The sequence below is a fragment of the Clostridium sp. genome, assembly GCF_036646415.1.
Lineage (GTDB): Bacteria > Bacillota > Clostridia > Clostridiales > Clostridiaceae > Clostridium_J.
The window spans coordinates 37435-56965 of the sequence record NZ_JAVXMF010000014.1; the positions used below are offsets into that span (position 1 = coordinate 37435).

Annotated in this window: 15 protein-coding genes; all 15 read right to left on the minus strand. The window is 31.3% G+C overall.

Annotation, left to right across the window (positions count from 1 at the left end):
• Positions 1–301 precede the first annotated feature (301 nt).
• The 15 genes from RSD37_RS10615 to RSD37_RS10685 all read right to left on the minus strand — a co-directional run bounded on the left by RSD37_RS10615 (position 302) and on the right by RSD37_RS10685 (position 19110).
• The gene (locus tag RSD37_RS10615; protein WP_346946713.1) at positions 302–1219 is read right to left on the minus strand and encodes a DUF5692 family protein; all 918 of its coding nucleotides are present in this window, start codon (positions 1217–1219) and stop codon (positions 302–304) included.
• Between the two features lie 527 nt (positions 1220–1746).
• Complete coding sequence (locus RSD37_RS10620) at positions 1747–3201, minus strand: protein adenylyltransferase SelO (RefSeq protein WP_346946714.1); 1455 nt, start codon at positions 3199–3201, stop codon at positions 1747–1749.
• A 167-nt stretch (positions 3202–3368) separates the two neighbouring features.
• Positions 3369–4718 (minus strand): radical SAM protein, encoded by a 1350-nt coding sequence (locus RSD37_RS10625; protein WP_346946715.1) that lies wholly within the window; start codon positions 4716–4718, stop codon positions 3369–3371.
• A 413-nt stretch (positions 4719–5131) separates the two neighbouring features.
• Positions 5132–5959, minus strand: a complete 828-nt coding sequence (locus RSD37_RS10630) for a class I SAM-dependent methyltransferase (protein WP_346946716.1) — start codon at positions 5957–5959, stop codon at positions 5132–5134.
• Between the two features lie 356 nt (positions 5960–6315).
• Positions 6316–6462, minus strand: coding sequence for a hypothetical protein (locus tag RSD37_RS10635; RefSeq protein WP_346946717.1), 147 nt, complete (start codon positions 6460–6462; stop codon positions 6316–6318).
• Between the two features lie 292 nt (positions 6463–6754).
• On the minus strand, positions 6755–8011 hold the full coding sequence (locus RSD37_RS10640) for an MFS transporter (protein WP_346946718.1): 1257 nt from the start codon (positions 8009–8011) through the stop codon (positions 6755–6757).
• Between the two features lie 529 nt (positions 8012–8540).
• Positions 8541–9092 carry a hypothetical protein gene (locus tag RSD37_RS10645; protein WP_346946719.1) on the minus strand — a complete coding sequence of 184 codons (552 nt, stop codon included), beginning with the start codon at positions 9090–9092 and terminating at the stop codon, positions 8541–8543.
• Positions 9093–9382: 290 nt separating this feature from the next.
• Positions 9383–10936, minus strand: coding sequence for a recombinase family protein (locus RSD37_RS10650; RefSeq protein ID WP_346946720.1), 1554 nt, complete (start codon positions 10934–10936; stop codon positions 9383–9385).
• A gap of 481 nt (positions 10937–11417) precedes the next feature.
• Positions 11418–11657, minus strand: coding sequence for a hypothetical protein (locus tag RSD37_RS10655; RefSeq protein WP_346946721.1), 240 nt, complete (start codon positions 11655–11657; stop codon positions 11418–11420).
• A gap of 13 nt (positions 11658–11670) precedes the next feature.
• A complete protein-coding gene (locus RSD37_RS10660) occupies positions 11671–12255 on the minus strand; it encodes a recombinase family protein (protein WP_346946722.1) in 585 nt (194 codons plus the stop codon).
• 350 nt (positions 12256–12605) lie between these two features.
• Positions 12606–13487, minus strand: coding sequence for a hypothetical protein (locus tag RSD37_RS10665; protein ID WP_346946723.1), 882 nt, complete (start codon positions 13485–13487; stop codon positions 12606–12608).
• A 223-nt stretch (positions 13488–13710) separates the two neighbouring features.
• Positions 13711–14622 carry an amidoligase family protein gene (locus RSD37_RS10670; RefSeq protein ID WP_346946724.1) on the minus strand — a complete coding sequence of 304 codons (912 nt, stop codon included), beginning with the start codon at positions 14620–14622 and terminating at the stop codon, positions 13711–13713.
• Between the two features lie 431 nt (positions 14623–15053).
• Positions 15054–15803, minus strand: a complete 750-nt coding sequence (locus tag RSD37_RS10675) for a hypothetical protein (protein ID WP_346946725.1) — start codon at positions 15801–15803, stop codon at positions 15054–15056.
• Between the two features lie 758 nt (positions 15804–16561).
• Positions 16562–17311, minus strand: coding sequence for a hypothetical protein (locus tag RSD37_RS10680; protein ID WP_346946726.1), 750 nt, complete (start codon positions 17309–17311; stop codon positions 16562–16564).
• A 179-nt stretch (positions 17312–17490) separates the two neighbouring features.
• Positions 17491–19110 (minus strand): hypothetical protein, encoded by a 1620-nt coding sequence (locus RSD37_RS10685; protein ID WP_346946727.1) that lies wholly within the window; start codon positions 19108–19110, stop codon positions 17491–17493.
• Between the last annotated feature and the right edge of the window lie 421 nt (positions 19111–19531).

The window sequence follows — 19531 nt, forward strand, 5'->3', positions numbered from 1 at the left end:
GATTTACAACTAAAATTTTAAAGGTAAACGCTAAAATTTTACACTTACCTTATTTAAATAATCTGTCTGCACTCATAATACAAATACATTCCTGCCTTTCCCTTAAAGTTTACTTAATTAACTTTGAACATTATCCTCACTCTGAATACCATAAAGTTTCAATGGATATTTACATTTTAATAAAACGCATATAAAAATTAATGGACGAACTCAAAACAAAATTTTATTTTGGGTTAGTCCATTATATTTAGCAATTCAAACTTTTTTAATCTCTAATCTGCCATTTTACATAGATACAAATTTATTTGTTTTCAATTACGATTTCTTTATATCCTTTTAGATCTGTGTAAATCTCATCTTTAAGAGGATTAAGTTTATTCTTCTTAATTCTTGCAAAGTGATAAATAAATACTGCGATATTCGCTGCAAGAGCTAAACTACTAACAACCCATAAAGCTATTTCATTGTGAGATGCTTGTACCGCAAACTTGGAAGTATCAGCAAATGATGGCAATGTCAAAGAGAACATAGCCCAAAGTGCTAAAGTCTGTGCACGATGTTGTAACCAAGCTCCTTTCTTAAAGAAAAATGCTGGAATAGTGCAAGATAATAGCAACATTGCACCTGAATAGAATGAGTGGTCAGGAATGCAGTTATAAACATAAGCAAAATTCCAAAAATCATAAGCAATTATCCAGAACCACAACTGATCAGGCCACAGCATATCTTTATTTTTATCTTTTCCAATAAAAATTCCAAACCATCCAGCGATAGTTAAGATATTCAATATCCCTGCAATACCGTTCATGATATTCCAAGGACCCCCATTGATTAATAGCCCGTCTACAATGCCGTTAAAACCATAACATTGGAAATCACGGAATACAGCTTCTAAAATGTTGATAGAAAGAATAAGTGGCGGAAATATCAACATGATTTTCTTACCATCAAGTCCCTTTATATACCTAATAGCCATAAACCCAAGAACCCCAGCAAGTGCAGAATAGGTTTTTACCCACGGAAACCAGTAACCTACTGGAGTTCCAGGACCTGCTGTTTTTACCCATACAGTAAAAGGCATTACAATAGGTACAATTAAATATACAAAAATGGCAAGATATTTACTCCTTCGTGTAATCTCATTGACAAACATTAACCCCCCTAGTAATGCTAGCGCCATTAAAGCAGAATACCATGGTATCGACTTAAATAAAAACATATAATTATCCCCCTTTTACATCTTTATTTGGATAACGTTTCAACATACTATCATGCCCTTATATTCTATTCTTGCACTCTAAATAATATACGTTTTTCTTACCTCCATTAAAGTATATAATACTAAAAAATTGTATTTCCGTCTTATTGTGCTTTGATTTGTCTGAGTTGATTTCCCTGCGGTTATTGTTTAATTATACCATTAATAATGTTATATTCCATTTTTTCATTAAAGAAGGAGAAGCTCCCTCATCTGGAGCTTCTCCTTCCTATTTCTATTAATTAAGGCATCATACTATGTCTATCAAAATTTTTATTACATCATCAATTGAAAGAACATTAGCAAAACGTTTATTCCAAATCTTATAATTATAAAACTCATAAAGTTTCTCACCTGATAGATACTCATTATCAAAGGTTGTATTTGTTTCTTCTGGAATAATTATTTTATATCCATTATCAAAGGCACTTTTACAAGTAGCATCAACACAATATTACTCATATATATCCCCCCTTTTATAAAGTTAATTAAGTTCCACAGAAGGTTCTATAATTACCATTTGTTTTAACAGCCTTTGTATACTCATCTTGCTCCTCTGAATAACTGTAAGGATTTGAAAGAACCTTTAAAAGCTTTTCTAAAACACTGTAGTCTCCTTTATTTACAGCATAATCTAAAGCCTCTTCTACCCTGTGATTACGAGGTATAACTGATGGATTATTATTTCTCATAATCTTTAATACATCCTCTTCACTCTCTGCTTGTCTTGATAGTCTTTCCCTCCATAGGTTAAGCCACTGGTTAAAATCTTCTTTATCTATCATTCCTGTTTCTTCATATTTATTAATGGTTAATGCTCTAAAGGTGTTTGTGTAGTCAGCACTGTATTTCTGCATAATAGTTAGAAGCTCTTCAATTAAAGATTTATCCTCTTCCTCTTCATTAAATAAGCCAAGCTTTTTTCTTATTCCCAAAAGCCATTGCTTCGTATATAGATTATGAAATTCTGAAACAGCACCTTGAGCTATCTTTACTGCCTCATTCATATCATCATGCAGCAGAGGTAAAAGTGTCTCAGCAAATCTAGAAAGATCCCAGGCTGCCATACTTGGCTGATTTCCATAGCTATAACGTCCATATCTATCAATAGAGCTAAATACCGTTGCTGGATCGTAGGTATCCATAAACGCACAAGGACCATAGTCAATGGTTTCTCCACTAATTGTCATGTTATCTGTGTTCATAACCCCATGTATAAAACCTACTAACTGCCACCTTGATATAAGGGTTGCTTGTTTCTTTATTACTTCCTTTAGTAGATAAACATATGGGTTTTCTCCCTTTATCCCATCTTTATAATGTCTATCTATTGTGTAATCTGCTAGCGCTTTAAGGTCTTCTATATTATTTAAGCTTCTTGCATATTCAAAAGTTCCAACACGAATATGACTTGAAGCCACTCTAGTTAATACAGCCCCCGGAAGTCTTGTTTCACGGTATACATCTTCTCCAGTTGTAACAACCGATAAGCTACGGACTGTTGGTATTCCTAACCCATACATAGCCTCACTTATAATATATTCTCTAATCATCGGTCCAAGGGAAGCCTTACCATCTCCCCCTCTTGAATAGGGTGTTCTTCCTGAACCCTTAAGTTGAATATCAAACCTACTCCCCTCAGCTGTTACATGCTCACCAAGGAGTATGGCTCTTCCATCACCTAGCATAGTAAAATTACCAAATTGATGACCTGCATATGCCTGTGCCAGTGGTATTGCTCCCTTTGGAACTTTATTTCCTGAAAGTATCTCTAAGCCATCTTCGTGTTGAAGCTCCTCTAAATTTAATCCTAGGTCTTCTATTAGCTTATAGTTTAATATAGCTAATTTGGGCGCTGGTACTTTACTAGGGGATACTAATGTATAAAATGTATCTGGAAGCTCTATATAACTATTTTTAAAATTAAATCCTTTATCCATCATTTTGTCTCCTTATGTGAAATCATTATTTATTAATATTTATTATTGTTTATATTTTAATTTTACCATAAGGTTAGTATTTCCCATAGATATAGATAATATATTTAAAATTAATTTTATATTTACATACTTCTTATAAGAAAATTTCATACCATTACTAATAAAAATATCTATTTCAACGTTCTGACTAAGCTACCTCTGGCATTTGAAAGAAGTTCATTCTTAATTAAGAAATTCCAAACTGGCTCAAATTTTTTCCATCCACCAGCATACGATAAGTGTTTCATTTTCATTCTCAGTTCCTCATGTTCCTTTGATGCCTTACCTATATTTCTCCACTTATAAAAATCTTTGTATGCTTTATTATAACCATATTCCATCTGCTCTTTTGTAATATTAGGATGATCAAATACTAAATGTCTAGTATCATATAGTCTCCAATCCTTAATATTAAGCCTCTTATCTTCATCCATTTTGTTATATATTACCGTACCTGGATAAGGAGTTAGAATATGATTGGTTGCCGTGGTTATTCCGCTATTAATAGCCCATTCAGTAGTTCTATCAAAAACATCTAAGTTATCACTATCTAATCCAAAAATGAAGCTTCCATTTATCATAATTCCTAATTGATCTAATCTTTTAATTGCTTTATCATAATCCTTTTCAATATTTGATAACTTATTAGCTTGAATTAAGCTATGCCTGTTAATACTTTCAAACCCGATAAAAGCACTTCTAAAGCCAGCCTCATAAGCAAGTTCTATTGTGTCATCTTCAAGAATAGAATCAACAGTTATTGCTCCTTGAAAAAGTCTTCCCATGCCTCTCATTTCTTTAAAAACTTGTCTCACTAGTTTTTTGTCTGCAAATATATTATCATCAAGAAAATATAAATGTCTGCCCTTCATACTTTCTATCTCTTCTAAAATTCTATCTACTTTATAAGTATAAAATGATTTTCTCCCCTTATAAAATGAGCTTACATAACAAAAGGAGCATCTATTAGGACATCCTCTTGAAAATACCATAGAATTTGGAACTAAGTATTTTTCCTTTTTAAATAAATCTCTTCTTGGTAATGGTAGTCCATCTAATGAAACCTGACCTTGTTCATAGAACTCATTAATTTTCCCCGCTTTAAAATCTTTTAAAAACTCTGGGAAACTTCTTTCTCCTAACCCTAGTAACACACTATCTGCATGTTCTTTTGCCTCATTAGGTAGTGATGTTGCATGAATACCACCAATAGCAACCTTGATCCCCCTAGTTCTATAGGTATCTGCAATTTCATATGCCCTATAAGAATTAGTTATATAGCTTTCAATACAAACTAAATCTGGTTTATCATCTAAATTAACTTTCTCTACATGCTCGTCCACTATCTCTATTTCATCCGTTTCATCACATAATGATGCTAAAGTTGCTAAGCCTAAAGGTGGAAACAATGAGTATTTTATAGGTCTCCAATATGGACTTTTCGCCTCCTCTAACGCTGGTAGAATAAATTTTATTTTCATTCTAAATGTTCCCCTTTTTATTGTTTATTTTAAACATAACTATCTACTATGAATTTATTTGCTAATATGGTAATTATATCATTTTAAAATTGATTTTCCAGTATTAGAAGAAGATTATCTAAAATGATAGTAGCCACAGGTCAAATTGGTTAGCTACTAATCTTTTATTTAAATAATTATGAAAATTTTTCGAAACTCTCATAAACCCTCTATATAATATTTAAATGCTTATAACCTCACTTATTTGTGGTACGCTCTCCCTATTACTTACAAGTGAGGTTTTACATTATTCTATAATAAAATAGTAAGGTGTGTGATAAGTTATGTAACTCAACATAACTTACCACACACCTTATTCGTTTTAATTGAACGTAATTTATAAGAGTTCAAATATAGAATAGTAGTTATTCCTTTTATAAAAGTTTCTTAGGCTTCTTCCCTATAAGCATTCCACTTCTTTTAGGTATATCAATACTTCCTTCTCTTAAAATTATATCTTCCAAATATCTGTAAAAGTCCTTTATTTTGCTTTCTGTCATTATATCATGTATGTTTACATGTCCCTCCAAAGACAGAACGTAATCTACAAAGGGCTTTGCTTCTGTTATATGGAGAGAATCTTCATATACTACCTTTTCAACAGAATCAAAATGCTTAGATAACTGTTCAGCTCCATTTTCTAATCCGAATTCCTTTGCAACAGAAAAGGATGCATAATCAAGTCGAGAATCAAAATCCCTCACTAAATCTTTAAATCCCTTCATATTATAAATACTATTGGTAGTAGCGTAAAAAGTTCCATCTGATTTAAGTATACGTGCAATCTCACTTATTGCTAAATCTCTATTTTGCACATGGTAAAGCATATGGTTGGCAATGGCACAATCAAAGGAGCTATCTTCATATTTAATGTTTTGTATATCCATAGTAGAATAATCAATTACTTGTTCAACCCCTAAAAGGTTATCCTTTGTTACTCTTAACATTCCCTCAGATAAATCTGTCAGAATTACCTTGATATCCTTTGGTATCTTATTTCTATTACTTGCCCATATTGTTCCATTCCCACAGCCAAATTCAATAACTCTATCATTAGGCTTAAACATATATTGATCAAATACCCAATTTTCCCATCCATACTTATTTGTACTGAAGGCAATATGAAAAGCTTGTCTAGCATTTAAATTCTTATCTGAACTATACTGAAACCTAACTATATCTCGGTCATTTGCTCTAGACATATAATCACTCCATTCTTATTATTCAACATTTAAACCTAACCTTTGTCATTACGGTCTCTGTCATTTCTTAAACCCATTTTTCCAGGTAAATACAAAAAAATTATACCATACATTTGCTTTTGTTTCATATAATTACATATTTTATTTATTCTTCGTAACATGAATACGATTCTGCAGTGAATGTTTCCTTAGTTAAGACAATAATATGTAATCTCCTTCCCTACTTTGGCATTACCCACTATCATTGGTACTATGAGAGTATCCGACTCCCCATTAGCCTTTTAATATTCTTCCTTTTTATCGATTGTTTATTATACTCTCTTTTTTTGAGAGAGCTAATAGGGTCTCCTGAGTTGCTATATAATCATTGTATAGCATGCTTGGCTCTTTGACCCCGAGGAAGTTATAGTAGACTTGTCATTACCGCCTTCTATAATATTGCTTTCCAGAGAACCGACACCGTCAGCCTTCCCAAATTTATACTTATTACGAGGCTCAATCACATTCAAGCCTACTAAATAGTTACCTATTTATATCCATGACTCGCTACTGAATGATTTGACTTAATCTTTTCAGAATGGATTTCCACCATTTAAATTACACAACCTTGCTCAGACGCACCGGTTCTCCGTATTAGTTGCAACTGAGGTTGCTAATCACATCTATATGTTTGAATCAATTCTACTCTTATTATTCTAACACTACACATATTAAGCATAAATATAAAAGTACTTAAGAATATAGATTTCTCTTAAGTACTTTTATTATTAATAACAATATATCATATTCTAATTATTAATTATCACCAAGTGGCTCACTAATTTTTACCACTTCGCTAATTTCACTATTAACCTCAAGTAATTTGTTGATTTTCACATACATAAATAAACCTATTATTATGAAAAGAAAACCAACTAATTTCCATACGCTTATCAGTGAAAAGACTTCAATTAATACTCCACTTAAGAACGATGCTAATGGTGCTGCCGCAAGCATAACCATAGTAGCAACGGAACCTACTCTGCCTAAATACTTTTCATCGCAGCACTTCTGTATTTCAGTAAAACTCCATGTCCCAATTATCGATGAAATTGCTCCTGTAGCGAAGAACATAACAAACAATATATATTGTGATTTTATATAGCAGGAAATGAGTATTACCCCACCGAGTAACACAAGATTATATAGATACGCATTTTTCAGCTTTATATTTTTATTTACTAGGATTGGATAGATTATCCCTCCCACGATACTTCCTATTGTCAATGTTGTCATGAACATTCCCGCCCAAGTAGGACTTAAACTAAATATTTCTTCTACTGCTATTGGCACAAATCTTTCTACTGGTACCAATAACGCACTTAAAATAAGTATTCCTAGAAATAGCACAGGTATTAATTTAGTAGTAAATATATATTTTATTCCATCTTTAAAATCAGATACAATTTCTAATGCTTTTCCTATTTTTTTCTCCTCAGTTTTAGGTAATGTAATTATCAACACAGCAATTCCTGATAACAAGAAAGTTATACTATCAATCATAAATAATATTTCTTTGTTTAAAAATACAATCAGCACCCCCGCCAATGAATATCCCAATATTCCTGCAATACGTCCAACAACGGTTGCAACCGAATTTATTAAATGTAACTCTTCTTTCTCTACTATTGATACAAATACAATGTTTGAACAAGGTTCAAAGAAACTCTCTGCAATAGATACGAATACTGCCATGCTATAAATGTGCCATAGTTGAATGGTCCCATTGAACATTAAAACTGGTATTAACATAATTGCTCCCGCTCTAACCATTTCAGCAATGAACATTATTCGCTTTTTATTGTATCTATCAGATATTACTCCAGCAACTGGACTTATTAAAAAATTCGGTATCATACTAAACAACATAACAGTTCCCATAGCTAGCGCTGATCCTGTAAGATCATATACAAGATACATAAGCGCTAAACTTTCAAGCGAATCTCCAAACCTTGATAGCGCCCTCGCTAAAACAAAAATTAATGCATTCTTATTTTTTAATAAATTTTTCATTTTACCCCACCTTACTTATAGTTTATCGTCAAATAAAAGTCTTTTTAAAATAAAATTTATCATTAAAATTTATTTTAATGATAAACTTTATTTTATTATATCTTCTTTGGAACTTTATGTCAATAAATTTTAAAGTAGCAGTTTTACATTCATATTAGGTTTGGTTTAATAATTTCAATACTTTTATATGTAAAGCCCGTACTCGGGACTTTAACCCGTTAGATTGCGCTCGAGGTCACTGAAAAACTTTAATAAAAATATAAAACTCTAATTGTAAAAATATGAGAGCCCTCAGAATTGATTCTAAGGGCTCTCTTTTGACTTTATAGACATTTTTGACCTTATTTTTCTGTGTATAACTTGTTTTGAAATAAAAGAATCTACTTTATCAGTAACCTCATTGCGCTCATGTTGGGCGCACTAAGAAAAAGTACTAATCTTAACTGATTAGTACTTTACATAACTAAGAATAAATATATTTATTTTTATAACTCAGTGGAGAGATTTAGATTTATGGATAAAGTAAGCTTTAGTCATAATTTTTAATAGTTAAAAGAGTAAAGCTGAATGGCATTGAATCTTCTTTTTTCTCCTTGCTCTTTATATAATTTATACAAATCTCATGTAGCTCTCTAGTTTCTGCAGGAGTTAAATATACATTGAGTTGACTAAATAATCTTCCAGAATCCTCATTAGGATTTGCATTTTTTTTGAAGCTATCAATACTTTCAGAGACCTCTTTCATAACATTACCAAATATATCCTCTTGATTATCTTCATATATTTTGCTTCCTGTGGTCTTTACAACATTATCTATATAGAAATTCTCGGCAGTAGGCAAATAATATTTTTCTATAATCCCTGACTTTTCTGTTTTTTCCACTATTTCCATTACCTTTATCTTCTCTAAAGCCTTGACGTGGTAATGAACCTTTGAAGGTACTTCCCCAAGCTTATCTGCCATCTGCTTAATGGTCATAGAAGTATAATTACAATCAAAAAGAGATAGAATTTTCATTCTGAAATGATTAGAAAATATCCTTATTTCATCTGCCGAGATCAATCTTTTACTTTTTTCCATATATATCACCTTTAGTATTTATTTTATCAATAAATTAAAATTTATTGATAAGTTTTATTTTATTATATGATTAATAAAACTCTATGTCAATAACTCTATTTATAGAAGCATTAATTCTAAAAGCTCCTTTAAATTATGATAAGCTTATTATAATTTAAAGTAACCTTATTCTTACACCAACATTTAATTTCTTTTGTCTGATTTTTGCAAATTAAAGTTATAATTGATACGTTATTTTAATATAGAGAACCACCTTACACAATTAATATCAATACCTAAGGCTATATACCTCATTTACTTATGATACGGTTCACCGTACCATCTTTTATTATAAATTTTTCTTTAAAGCGAAAATGTATTTCTGTTATATGCTTGTCCTTTCCTGTAATTATTTTATTAACTAGCTTACGTATAAGTTTATTTTGAACTTCTTTATCCATTAATTTCATTATAATATCTATATTGCCTAGAACTTCTTCTATCTCACCCTTGGTTACATTACTAGCTTTTATGTTTTCTATCTTTCTTTTCTTGGATAATGTGCTATCACATAATTGATCAATATCACCTTTTAGCTTCTTTAAGCTTACTTTTATTGGTTCACTAATGTAATCTTCTGCATCTGCTAGTTTCATTACTAATTTATGTTGTTTTTCTTCAAGCTTTTTAATTTCTACTTCATCTTTTTTTATGCTTTTATTTAAACTTTGTACTTGTCCATCAATATCCTTAAGTGATGAGAGCATTTTTTCTTTAAAACTATCTTCACTCATAATTTGCCCTAATATATTTAAAAATTCTTCCTCTATAGATTCCTTACTAATTTGATTAGCTTTACACCCTTTATTATTTGCATATGCATTGCAACTATAATATTTATAAGTTTTACCTTTCACCGTTGTATTTTGCATAGACATATTCCCACCACACATTGGACATCTAATTAAGCCACTTAAAATGTGACCACCATTAAACTGCCTCATATGGTGTCTCGGGTTATTTTTAATCATTTCTTGCACTTTATTAAAGATGCTATCATCAATGATTGCTTCATGAATTCCATCTTTAATTGTAGCATTATCATTATATCTTCTACTCCTGTGACCTTCTTCATTCTTAGTGTTCCAATTCTCTCGATATCCCCATCTTAATTTACCTGCATATATTGGATTTTGTAATATATTTTTAACAGCATTACCAGTAAAATTATTATTTTTTTTAGTTTTATGCCCATTTTGATTCAGATATCTAGCAATGTTTTTATAACCAATATTAGCCAAATATTGTTTATATATAATCTCGACTATACTGCTTTCCTTTTTATCTACAATTAGCTTTTTATCTTCTAGATTATAACCAAGAGGAGGTTTTCCTCCATTCCACTCACCACCTAATGCTTTTTGTTGCATTCCTGCCCTTACTTGAACTATTGTGTTATCCCGCTCAATCTCTGCAATTATACCTGATATATAGATGAATGGTTTTCCCATAGCACTCCCTGTGTCAATTTTTTCTTTAAATGAAAATAAATTCGTATTTCTCTTTTCCATTAGACTAATAATATTACTAATATCACCGATACTTCTAGATAACCTACTTAGCTTCCAAACAATTAAGTAATCAACATTATTTGACTTAATTAAATTCAGTGCTTTCTTTAATCCCTCTCTTTTATTTATACTAGAACCTGAAATACCTTCATCGCTAAATGTAGCTATAACCTCTAAATTGTTCATTTTACAATACTCTTCACACTCTCTACTTTGGTTAGCCAAGCTATACCCATCACTTGCTTGTTCCACCGTTGATACACGAGTATATATAATTGCACTTCTTTTTTCCATAATAATAACACTCCTTCTATTTTTAATTTTAAACACTACACTATATGTAGTGTTTATTATAGCTTCAAAATAATAATTAGTAAATTAATGAATTTAAGTAATAATATTACTTAAGCAACTCGATATCATGCCTTTAAAGTTATCTTTACCGTACTGATTGAACAAATTATCAACTTCCTCAATAAAATCATTAGCAAAATCCGACATAATATCGTTTTTTATTTCTTCCTCCGTTCGCATTATCCTTGACATTTCATTAAACATGGTTTATTCCCCCAAATTTATATTTGAAGTTTTATCAACTCCATGCCCTTAATAACCTTGCTGTTGCATTTGCTCCTAAATATTTTTTTTACTCCGTAAATACTGAAATTTCTCTGAATATATTAAACTTATTTCTTAGAAAACATAAAAAAAAATACCACCTAAGTCTAAACCTCAATTACTCATAGTTGAAGTTATCCTTAGATAGCATTTTGTTTTAAAGTCTTATTATCGCTTCACTCGGTATGCCTATAATTATATCTTTTCCACCAATAATCAATTTTTCAAATTCATCTTCGCCATATCCATTTACAGCCTCATGCTCTTTAGTGTATATCTTCGTTATAACAACACTAGGATTCTTTACCTTATAAAGTTCAATAGTTGAAAGGTAATTGACCTTAGCATCTAAACCTTCAACTAAATCTAAAATACCACATGTAATTACATGTTCCATAATAACTCCCTCCTTAATTAACTCCATTGAAATTGCTTCTTAATTTTAATTGTCTGTATAGTACACTTTGACTTACCCCAGTAATGCTGACTATCTCTTTAATGCTATGGGTTTGACTATCATATAATTTAAAAGCTTTTTCTATTTTCTTTTTATCAGTTCTAGGTCTACCTCCAACTCTTCCTCTAGCTCTAGCAGACTCTAAACCTTCAATTACTCTGTCCCTAATAATATCCCTTTCAAACTGAGCTAAGGCTGCAAGAACCGTTAACATCATCTTCCCCGTAGAACTACTAAAATCTAATTGTTCCTTTATAGATATAAATACTATTTGTTTTTCTTCCCAATCTGTTAGAATAGTCAATAAATCATTGCTAGACCTAGAGAGTCTACTTAATGACTCCGTAATTACAGTATCACCTTCTCTTAATACCTTCTTAAGTTCATTAAAGCCTGGTCGCACTTGCTTTGTGCCACTTATCTTGTCAATAAACATATCTTCCCGTCTCACACCATATTCCTTAAGCAAATCAATTTGTCTTTCAATGTTTTGACCATCTGTACTTACCCGAATGTAACCCCATAATTTAATACTCATAAATTCACCTTCTAGCTAAAGTTATCTCAAACTTAAAATTTTATTATTGTATAGAGCATTTATGCCTAATATAATTGTGTTTTAAATATTCCCATTAACAGATTTAAAGACAGTTTGATTTAGGACGTATTTTGGGTAAAACTATTTATAATGAAAGCGCCTAATTCTATACCAGCTATACAGTTTATAAACCTATACCGAAAACTATTATTTTTGGATATATACCTCTATAAAATTACCCTTTTAGGATTTTGAAAATTCTAAAAGGGTAATACATAATTCGGGGAAAGTTTTCTATTAAATAGTGTCCTCACTGTCCTCACTGTGCTTAAAATTGGCACTATCAAAAGTTACAATATAACTACATCTTCTATCCCAACCACCGGAACACTTACAACTTGATTCATTTTGTCATCTAAGTTTGGTAAAATCAAATTCCCACACTCGTATATATTTTTCCAACCTTCTGTAACTCCCAGTATTTCTTTTTCGTCACTTGTATGCAACCAATCAGCTACTATATCCCTATTAAGAGATGTAACTAAACTCCTGATTACCCCTAATTCACGATATATGATTTTTACTTTCTTTTGTCCAATACGATATACAATTTTCTTAATATGATTATCTAATACATGCTTAGGCAGGAGTATTACATTATCACTTTTTGTATTAATTCTTGATTTACCGAGAATAAATCCACCTAACTCTGGAGTAATAGTCACTACATTAAATGTCCCTTTTGTTAATTCCGTATAATCAGTTGTTAGTTGTTTCCTAAAAGTTTCAATCGACTTCTTATTCTCACTTTCCGCAAGTAAATAAGCTGATTTTCTAAGAATAGGTTCACTCTTAGTTACAAACAATTGTGATATATTCCCAATACTATCCGTAAGTTGCGCAAAGCATAATGCAGTGTTAAGCAAATATGATGACCTAAAATTAGCTTGGTATTTATCTACTGACTCCATCGGAACTTCAAATCCAAGCTTGATAAATTCAAGTGCATTTGCTAAAGCTATGCCATCAGATAAATCCCCTACATCCGATTTAAGCTCCTCTAAATCATGAGATGAAAATAAGTTTTTAGGCTTATTGTTTATTGTTGTTGCCACGCCATTTTTACTCCTATAATCTATATAACTGTGAACCTGATTATCTACGCATAAATAATCAGTAATAGGTCTCCCTGCATAACCACAATAATCATAAACCTGTTCTTCTAATTCCATTACTACACATCCTTTCTTTCTATTTTATAATTAATATAATTCAAACTCTCCTTTTGACTGTAGAATTTTATAGTTCTCCGCCTGTTTCAAAAAAAGTTTCTATAATAACTTAAATAAAAAGGATCAATCATTAATTTATGATTAATCCTTACACATACACCATATGTCATATGCAACTAACATCTATAGTTGCATATAAAAATAGACTCTAATTAAAAGCTTCCTATATAATATCCCTCCAAGCTATATTACCTTCTAAATTTTTCAGCAAGTGATAGCGTGCTGTTTTGAATTCATCCCCAATTAACCCTAGTCTTAATAACCAAACCCTAAAAGTATATTTATCATTTCCTGTTACCGGTACTGTAATTTTATATGATGTCTTCTTCGATATTAATGCCTGATACCCCATCAATAAACAAAATTGTAAGTAAGCCTTTATCTTACCAGCATGTAACGTGGAATTAAACATTCTGAATTCTATTGTAGGTTGTCTTCCACTTAATAAATTATGCAAATTCAAACACCTATATCTGCTAGAATGATAGTGAGCACCTCTATTACTAAATGAATCCCCATACCAAATGTCTGCAATTTCATCCATATTACTAGGTTTTTTTAAATTTAACTCTTCTATAAAATCTCTTTGGAGCTTATTGCAGTATCGTAATCTACCACTATTAATATTTAGCGATCTATATATTAAGTTTTGCTTCGAATACATTATATTACAAAGAAACTTTAAGTGTACTGCATCTAATTCTTCTGCTCCAACATGTATATGAATCCCACAACTACTATTTACAAAAGCATTAGCCTTACGTAGTTTTCTTATAAGTTCTTGAAGCTCATCTATGTCACTATAATATAATATTGGGCTTACTAATTCACATGAATATAGCTTGCTAGCTAATTCAACTGTTCCATTAGCATTTTTCTGTGCAAAAATACTTGCATCACTAACAATTTTCCACTTTCTACCCTTATCGTCTATAACAGAATATCCATCATATGTTCCACCATCATGTAATAGTTCCGAATCAAAAAACTTACTTAAAACTCTTCCAGCTGCATTCCTTGTTATTCCTGTAAATTCAACTTCAATACCCAGTGTAACTTCTCGCCACCATTCCACTTTATACACTTCCTCTCACTGTTCTAATGTAAAAGTAGGTGTATAAACCACTGATGATTTTATTTATATTCCCCATAAAATATAAATACTATAAATTATTTTATATTTATCCCTTTACCTATGTTTATGAAGATATAAAACACAAATTAAATTTATTTAAGTTTTAATACTTTGCCTATAATATTTACTTATTTATTAAGCCTTAACACTAGAAAAATCATAAAAAATAAGCACCTAGAATTTTTTAGGCGTTTTTCTTTTAGTTTTCACTTTAAGTATTTCTACCCCAAAACTAAGATTTTGAAAAAAGAGATTTAATACTTTACATCGATTAAATATATATCCAAACTACTTTTTACTTGCAATTTTCAAAATTTATTATGACCTTAAAAAAGATACAGATTCCTTTATCAAATCTGTATCTCAAGTAACTATCGTACTTCTATTTCAGCAACATCACTCTGTTTTATTCCTTCATAAGACAATTCTCTAATGCTTGCCCCTCTAACTCCAATATACCTATGCTTAGGAAATTCATAATGCATCTTTACAACTTCCTTCATCATCCTATTGAACTCTTCTTCAGTTACCTTCAAAACATTATTTAGAACATGACCTACAAATTCATCGTCTCCTAAACGATTAGTTACACCCTCTGTTTTTTCTGTCCCATGTACTCGTGCATGTGCCCCATGCGATAAAACTTGCAGCTGACTCAGTCTATTATCTCTGTAGTGAGTAGTATGATGGACATCCGTAGCCGCATCTATAAACAAATCATTAAGCGCAACTACTATGCGACCTAATTGTTTACACTTTTCGGGCATCTTATCCTTATAATGGCAATCAATTCTTACAATATTTTTGGTTTTAGGATCTACTATTTTTCCAACACTTACCACTTTAGCAATATTGCTATCAATAATTGCTATAATTTTAAATTCCATCCCTTTTATAGATACTAACATAGCAATATTGTCATCCTCTAAATTAATTACAATATTGTTCTTACATCCTGACCCTAATGGTAATCCGCTATAATTGTTTGCTTTTTCCATCATGCAAAATATAATTTCTTCCGTTTGTGACATATCAGCCTTAGAACCATTCCTGCTATTCAGCACCTTTTTCACCCCCTTCATTGAATCATTATTTTGAACTGAACTTAATTTTTTTATCATTTTTCTTCCCCCTTTATTTTTATCATCAAAAGAACTTTAATTAGCGGTTTGCACATTAAATTAAAGATTTGCTATCACTTGTTCTTCCAATTATCTAATATAGTTCTAACTCCATACATTTTTAATTAGTTTCTCAGAATTTAGATTTTCTCACAAAATAATTAAATAATGTATTAACTTTCAATACCCATTCTAAAATTTAATGTAACCTTTCCACCCCCACCATTAAGTGAATTACTATTTCCACCTTGTTCTTTTGTTCCTAAGAAATAAAAAACTCATTTCTCTGTAATTACTCCATATACATACTTCTAGTACATGCATAAATCATTTACCCCCAAACTACTTTTTATCTTTATACCCCTTATAATTAAGCTCTTCCCCAAGCTCCTCAATTAAAAATAAACTCCCTCAAAAGATTTTTAATATAAACCAATAACAACAGCCCTTAATAATTTTTAATATATTCTCCTTAAATTTCTGTTCTTTCGCAAAAAAAAACACACAGTTCCTACTAGAACTGTGCATTTACTACTAATCTAAATATATGATTATTCATACTACCCGCTAAAATATTATACCCCACCATATATCATCCATTTATATCTCCTCCTCACATCATTTATATACTCATCAAATAATGTTTACATATGCAAAAAAAATACCTCTAATTATATACTATTGTCCCATAGTATAATTAAAGGTTAAATGTCTTATTTTTCTAAATCTATGTATATATACGTTTTTTCTGTAATTATTCAATTAAAATTCAAAGCTATGTTTTCTCTTGCAGTATTAATACTAGACAACCCATCTAATAACCTAAATTCATCTAATATGTTGCAACAATTAGAACATACTGCTTTACATAAAGTGCCACCTAACTCTGCTACCCAAAAGTCAGTTGTATTCTTTAAAGGGTACTTAAGTGTACTTGCATACTTAGATAGACAACTGTTAAATACACGCCTATCTAATTTGGTACTAGATACATCTTTACCCTTACTGTTTTTCAATGTTCCCTCTCTAAGATTTAAATGTAATATATCACTCGTTATTGTGGTCTCAACGTAAGTATCCTTGAATGTACATTTATACTTGTAATCCTCAATTAGTATATCCTCGCAGTTTGTGTAATCTATTATTTCTGCTGTTTCCCTGTAATTTGAACTTAAGTTAGCAAATATAGCTATTTCGTGTGTACTTAAATTAGCACTTAGCTTACCCCTAGTTTGTAAGAAGTTGGTGTTACCACATTTATCACACTTAAATAAATCTGCTCTGTAATACTTCTCTGCCTTTCCATGATGTCCACAATTACAGTAGAACTTTCCTATGGTTAAGTTTATTATGCTTATTGGTATTTTGTGCGTACCAATAAATTCTTTGTCTGGAAACTTTAATTTCCATGCTTCCCTTAAAGGTAGCAGAATAGGCGTACCAGTTAGATTCAATATGTTATCTAAAGATGATGTGTTTACTGTTTCAAGCATTTCGTTTGTTGGCATTATTGTTTCCCCTTCCCTATCTTTGTTTAAGTATCTTTATACCCCTTTAAAAGTAATAGTTATTGTCCATGTGGTTGTGGTAAATATAGAGTTATGTTGATGCTTAGTTGTTATTGTCCATAATAAAAGAGGTTGCAAATGTTGGTTGCAACCTCTTGAATAGTTATTTATACTGTATACTAATCACCTACTGGATATGTTGGTGGGGTTACTTCTCTACCACCTAAGCCTAGAGGTGTTAAACCTCCAACTGAACACCATACCCCTTCTACGTTCACTAACGCCCACCCATGAGATTCATCTCTTCTGATAGCAGTACTATAACCTAAGGCATCAAATACTGCACAAGATAGTTGAGCATCAGCATCACAATCATTTAGTTTCCTACCTATTACATCGTATGCTGAACTTGGAGTACCATCTTTGGGATCTGTACATTGTTTTGTGTACTTATAAAGTTGAGAATGATATGTTATAATATCATTAAGTGCTTTTTCTTGAAACTCTAGTGGGCATTGTTCTAGGAAGTCTTCAAAGTCTACTTCAAATAGCTTAAGTTCTTCGTACTCGACGCTAGTAGTGTCAGTGAAGTCAGATGACCTTGCACCATCTTTGTACTTCTGTAAGGACCTATAATGACTAGGACTTGTATCTGGTTTAGAAACTATTTCATCAACTACCTTCATCACTGCATCGTATTCCTCTTGAGTTTTACAACCATATACGTGATTTCCGTATCTCGCCATTATTCCATTTGCGGCTTTTGTTAAAGTGTAATCGACTGCTTTTGAAGTGGTATCTGTTGATGACCTAATAGGTTGAGATGTTTTTGGAACTATCTTACTTGCGTTTGATGGTACTGCTACTGTACCAGGATTTGCTCTACCTAAATCGTTTGCGTATATTCTTACTTCTTCTAAAGTTTGTCCAGCCGTTGGTGAACCCCAAGGTGATTTGATACTCAGTATGTCTCCCACACCCTTATCTGTTGTTATAATTTTATTATTGTTTTCTGAACTGTTCCACCACAATTCACCTAGTGTCATCATTTCTTTATCTGCTATGGTTAATAAGTCCTCTATGTTCTTATCAGTTGTTCTTATTGCATTGTGACATATACTTTGTTTTACAGCCGCCATAAATTCAGCTGAGTCCATTGTTAAATAACCTGGTTCAGACGCATCCACAATTACTTGCTTTATATTCCTTGTTAACGCTCTTACATCAGACTCCTTGATACCATCGTTAGGTGCACTAGCCATGCTGTCTAGAATGGTCTTAAATACCGTGAATGACCTGGTTTGCCTATACTCTAAGGTATTTTCTACCCCCATCTTAGCTTTTATAGAGTTTATTGTAGCCTCTATTGTACTAGACTTGGTTCTGTAGTCATCACCATACACTGAGGCGTCAAAAGATGTTCCCCACATAGACTCATCCGCTTTCATTATTGCAGTCAATAATCCAGTGGTGTCACCTAAATCATCTCCTATAGCTAACCTGGCTTCAATTGCAGTTAACCTCTTACTCAACGTGTCTAACATACTAATATCCCATTCACCAGCTTTTTGAGCAGCGTTTATTACTTTTATATCTTCATTCAAATTACCTGCTATGCCGTTTGCATCTAGTTTACTTAAGTCTACACTTTCTTCTTCATTGTTTGCATCTGCTAATAATGTTTCATTAGAATTATTTTTATCTAAGACTACAAACTTATAATAGCATCCACCTAAAGATGCTATTACTACAATACTTGTACTCATAATAGCTATCTTTGATTTCTTGCTTAAATTCATATGTTATCACTCCATTTAAATTTAATTAAATATTATCCTTGTCCTATTATAACCTTATATTTACACACATTCAACAATTTGTTTTATTTTCTCTAATTTTATACTAAATCTATATATTTACATATACTCAACTAGTATCCCCGACGTCAAACTGTCTTTGTATATGCCACTTCTTCTTCTTCTTCATCCCACTATCCCACCATTTATATTCTTCCTCCTTTGAACCCCTCCTGAATTTTAAAAATTTCTCATACTACCCGAAACTTAAGAGCAAATAAATTTATGTTACTAATTTACTCCCACTATACCCTTACTAAATTGATTTATCTTAAATTTATTTTATATCAGAAATTTTATTTTGTGTTTCCTAACTTATTTTCTTTTTGTTCTTAGTGCTAAACTATTCTTTGTAATACAAAAT

Excerpts from the sequence above, each read along its gene's own strand:
- RSD37_RS10685 (WP_346946727.1), bottom strand. The coding sequence starts at position 19,110 with ATGAATTTAAGCAAGAAATCAAAGATAGCTATTATGAGTACAAGTATT.
- RSD37_RS10620 (WP_346946714.1), bottom strand. The coding sequence starts at position 3,201 with ATGATGGATAAAGGATTTAATTTTAAAAATAGTTATATAGAGCTTCCA.
- RSD37_RS10680 (WP_346946726.1), bottom strand. The coding sequence starts at position 17,311 with ATGCCAACAAACGAAATGCTTGAAACAGTAAACACATCATCTTTAGAT.
- RSD37_RS10640 (WP_346946718.1), bottom strand. The coding sequence starts at position 8,011 with ATGAAAAATTTATTAAAAAATAAGAATGCATTAATTTTTGTTTTAGCG.
- RSD37_RS10650 (WP_346946720.1), bottom strand. The coding sequence starts at position 10,936 with ATGGAAAAAAGAAGTGCAATTATATATACTCGTGTATCAACGGTGGAA.
- RSD37_RS10625 (WP_346946715.1), bottom strand. The coding sequence starts at position 4,718 with ATGAAAATAAAATTTATTCTACCAGCGTTAGAGGAGGCGAAAAGTCCA.
- RSD37_RS10675 (WP_346946725.1), bottom strand. The coding sequence starts at position 15,803 with ATGATAAAAAAATTAAGTTCAGTTCAAAATAATGATTCAATGAAGGGG.
- RSD37_RS10655 (WP_346946721.1), bottom strand. The coding sequence starts at position 11,657 with ATGGAACATGTAATTACATGTGGTATTTTAGATTTAGTTGAAGGTTTA.
- RSD37_RS10645 (WP_346946719.1), bottom strand. The coding sequence starts at position 9,092 with ATGGAAAAAAGTAAAAGATTGATCTCGGCAGATGAAATAAGGATATTT.
- RSD37_RS10630 (WP_346946716.1), bottom strand. The coding sequence starts at position 5,959 with ATGTCTAGAGCAAATGACCGAGATATAGTTAGGTTTCAGTATAGTTCA.
- RSD37_RS10665 (WP_346946723.1), bottom strand. The coding sequence starts at position 13,487 with ATGGAATTAGAAGAACAGGTTTATGATTATTGTGGTTATGCAGGGAGA.
- RSD37_RS10615 (WP_346946713.1), bottom strand. The coding sequence starts at position 1,219 with ATGTTTTTATTTAAGTCGATACCATGGTATTCTGCTTTAATGGCGCTA.
- RSD37_RS10660 (WP_346946722.1), bottom strand. The coding sequence starts at position 12,255 with ATGAGTATTAAATTATGGGGTTACATTCGGGTAAGTACAGATGGTCAA.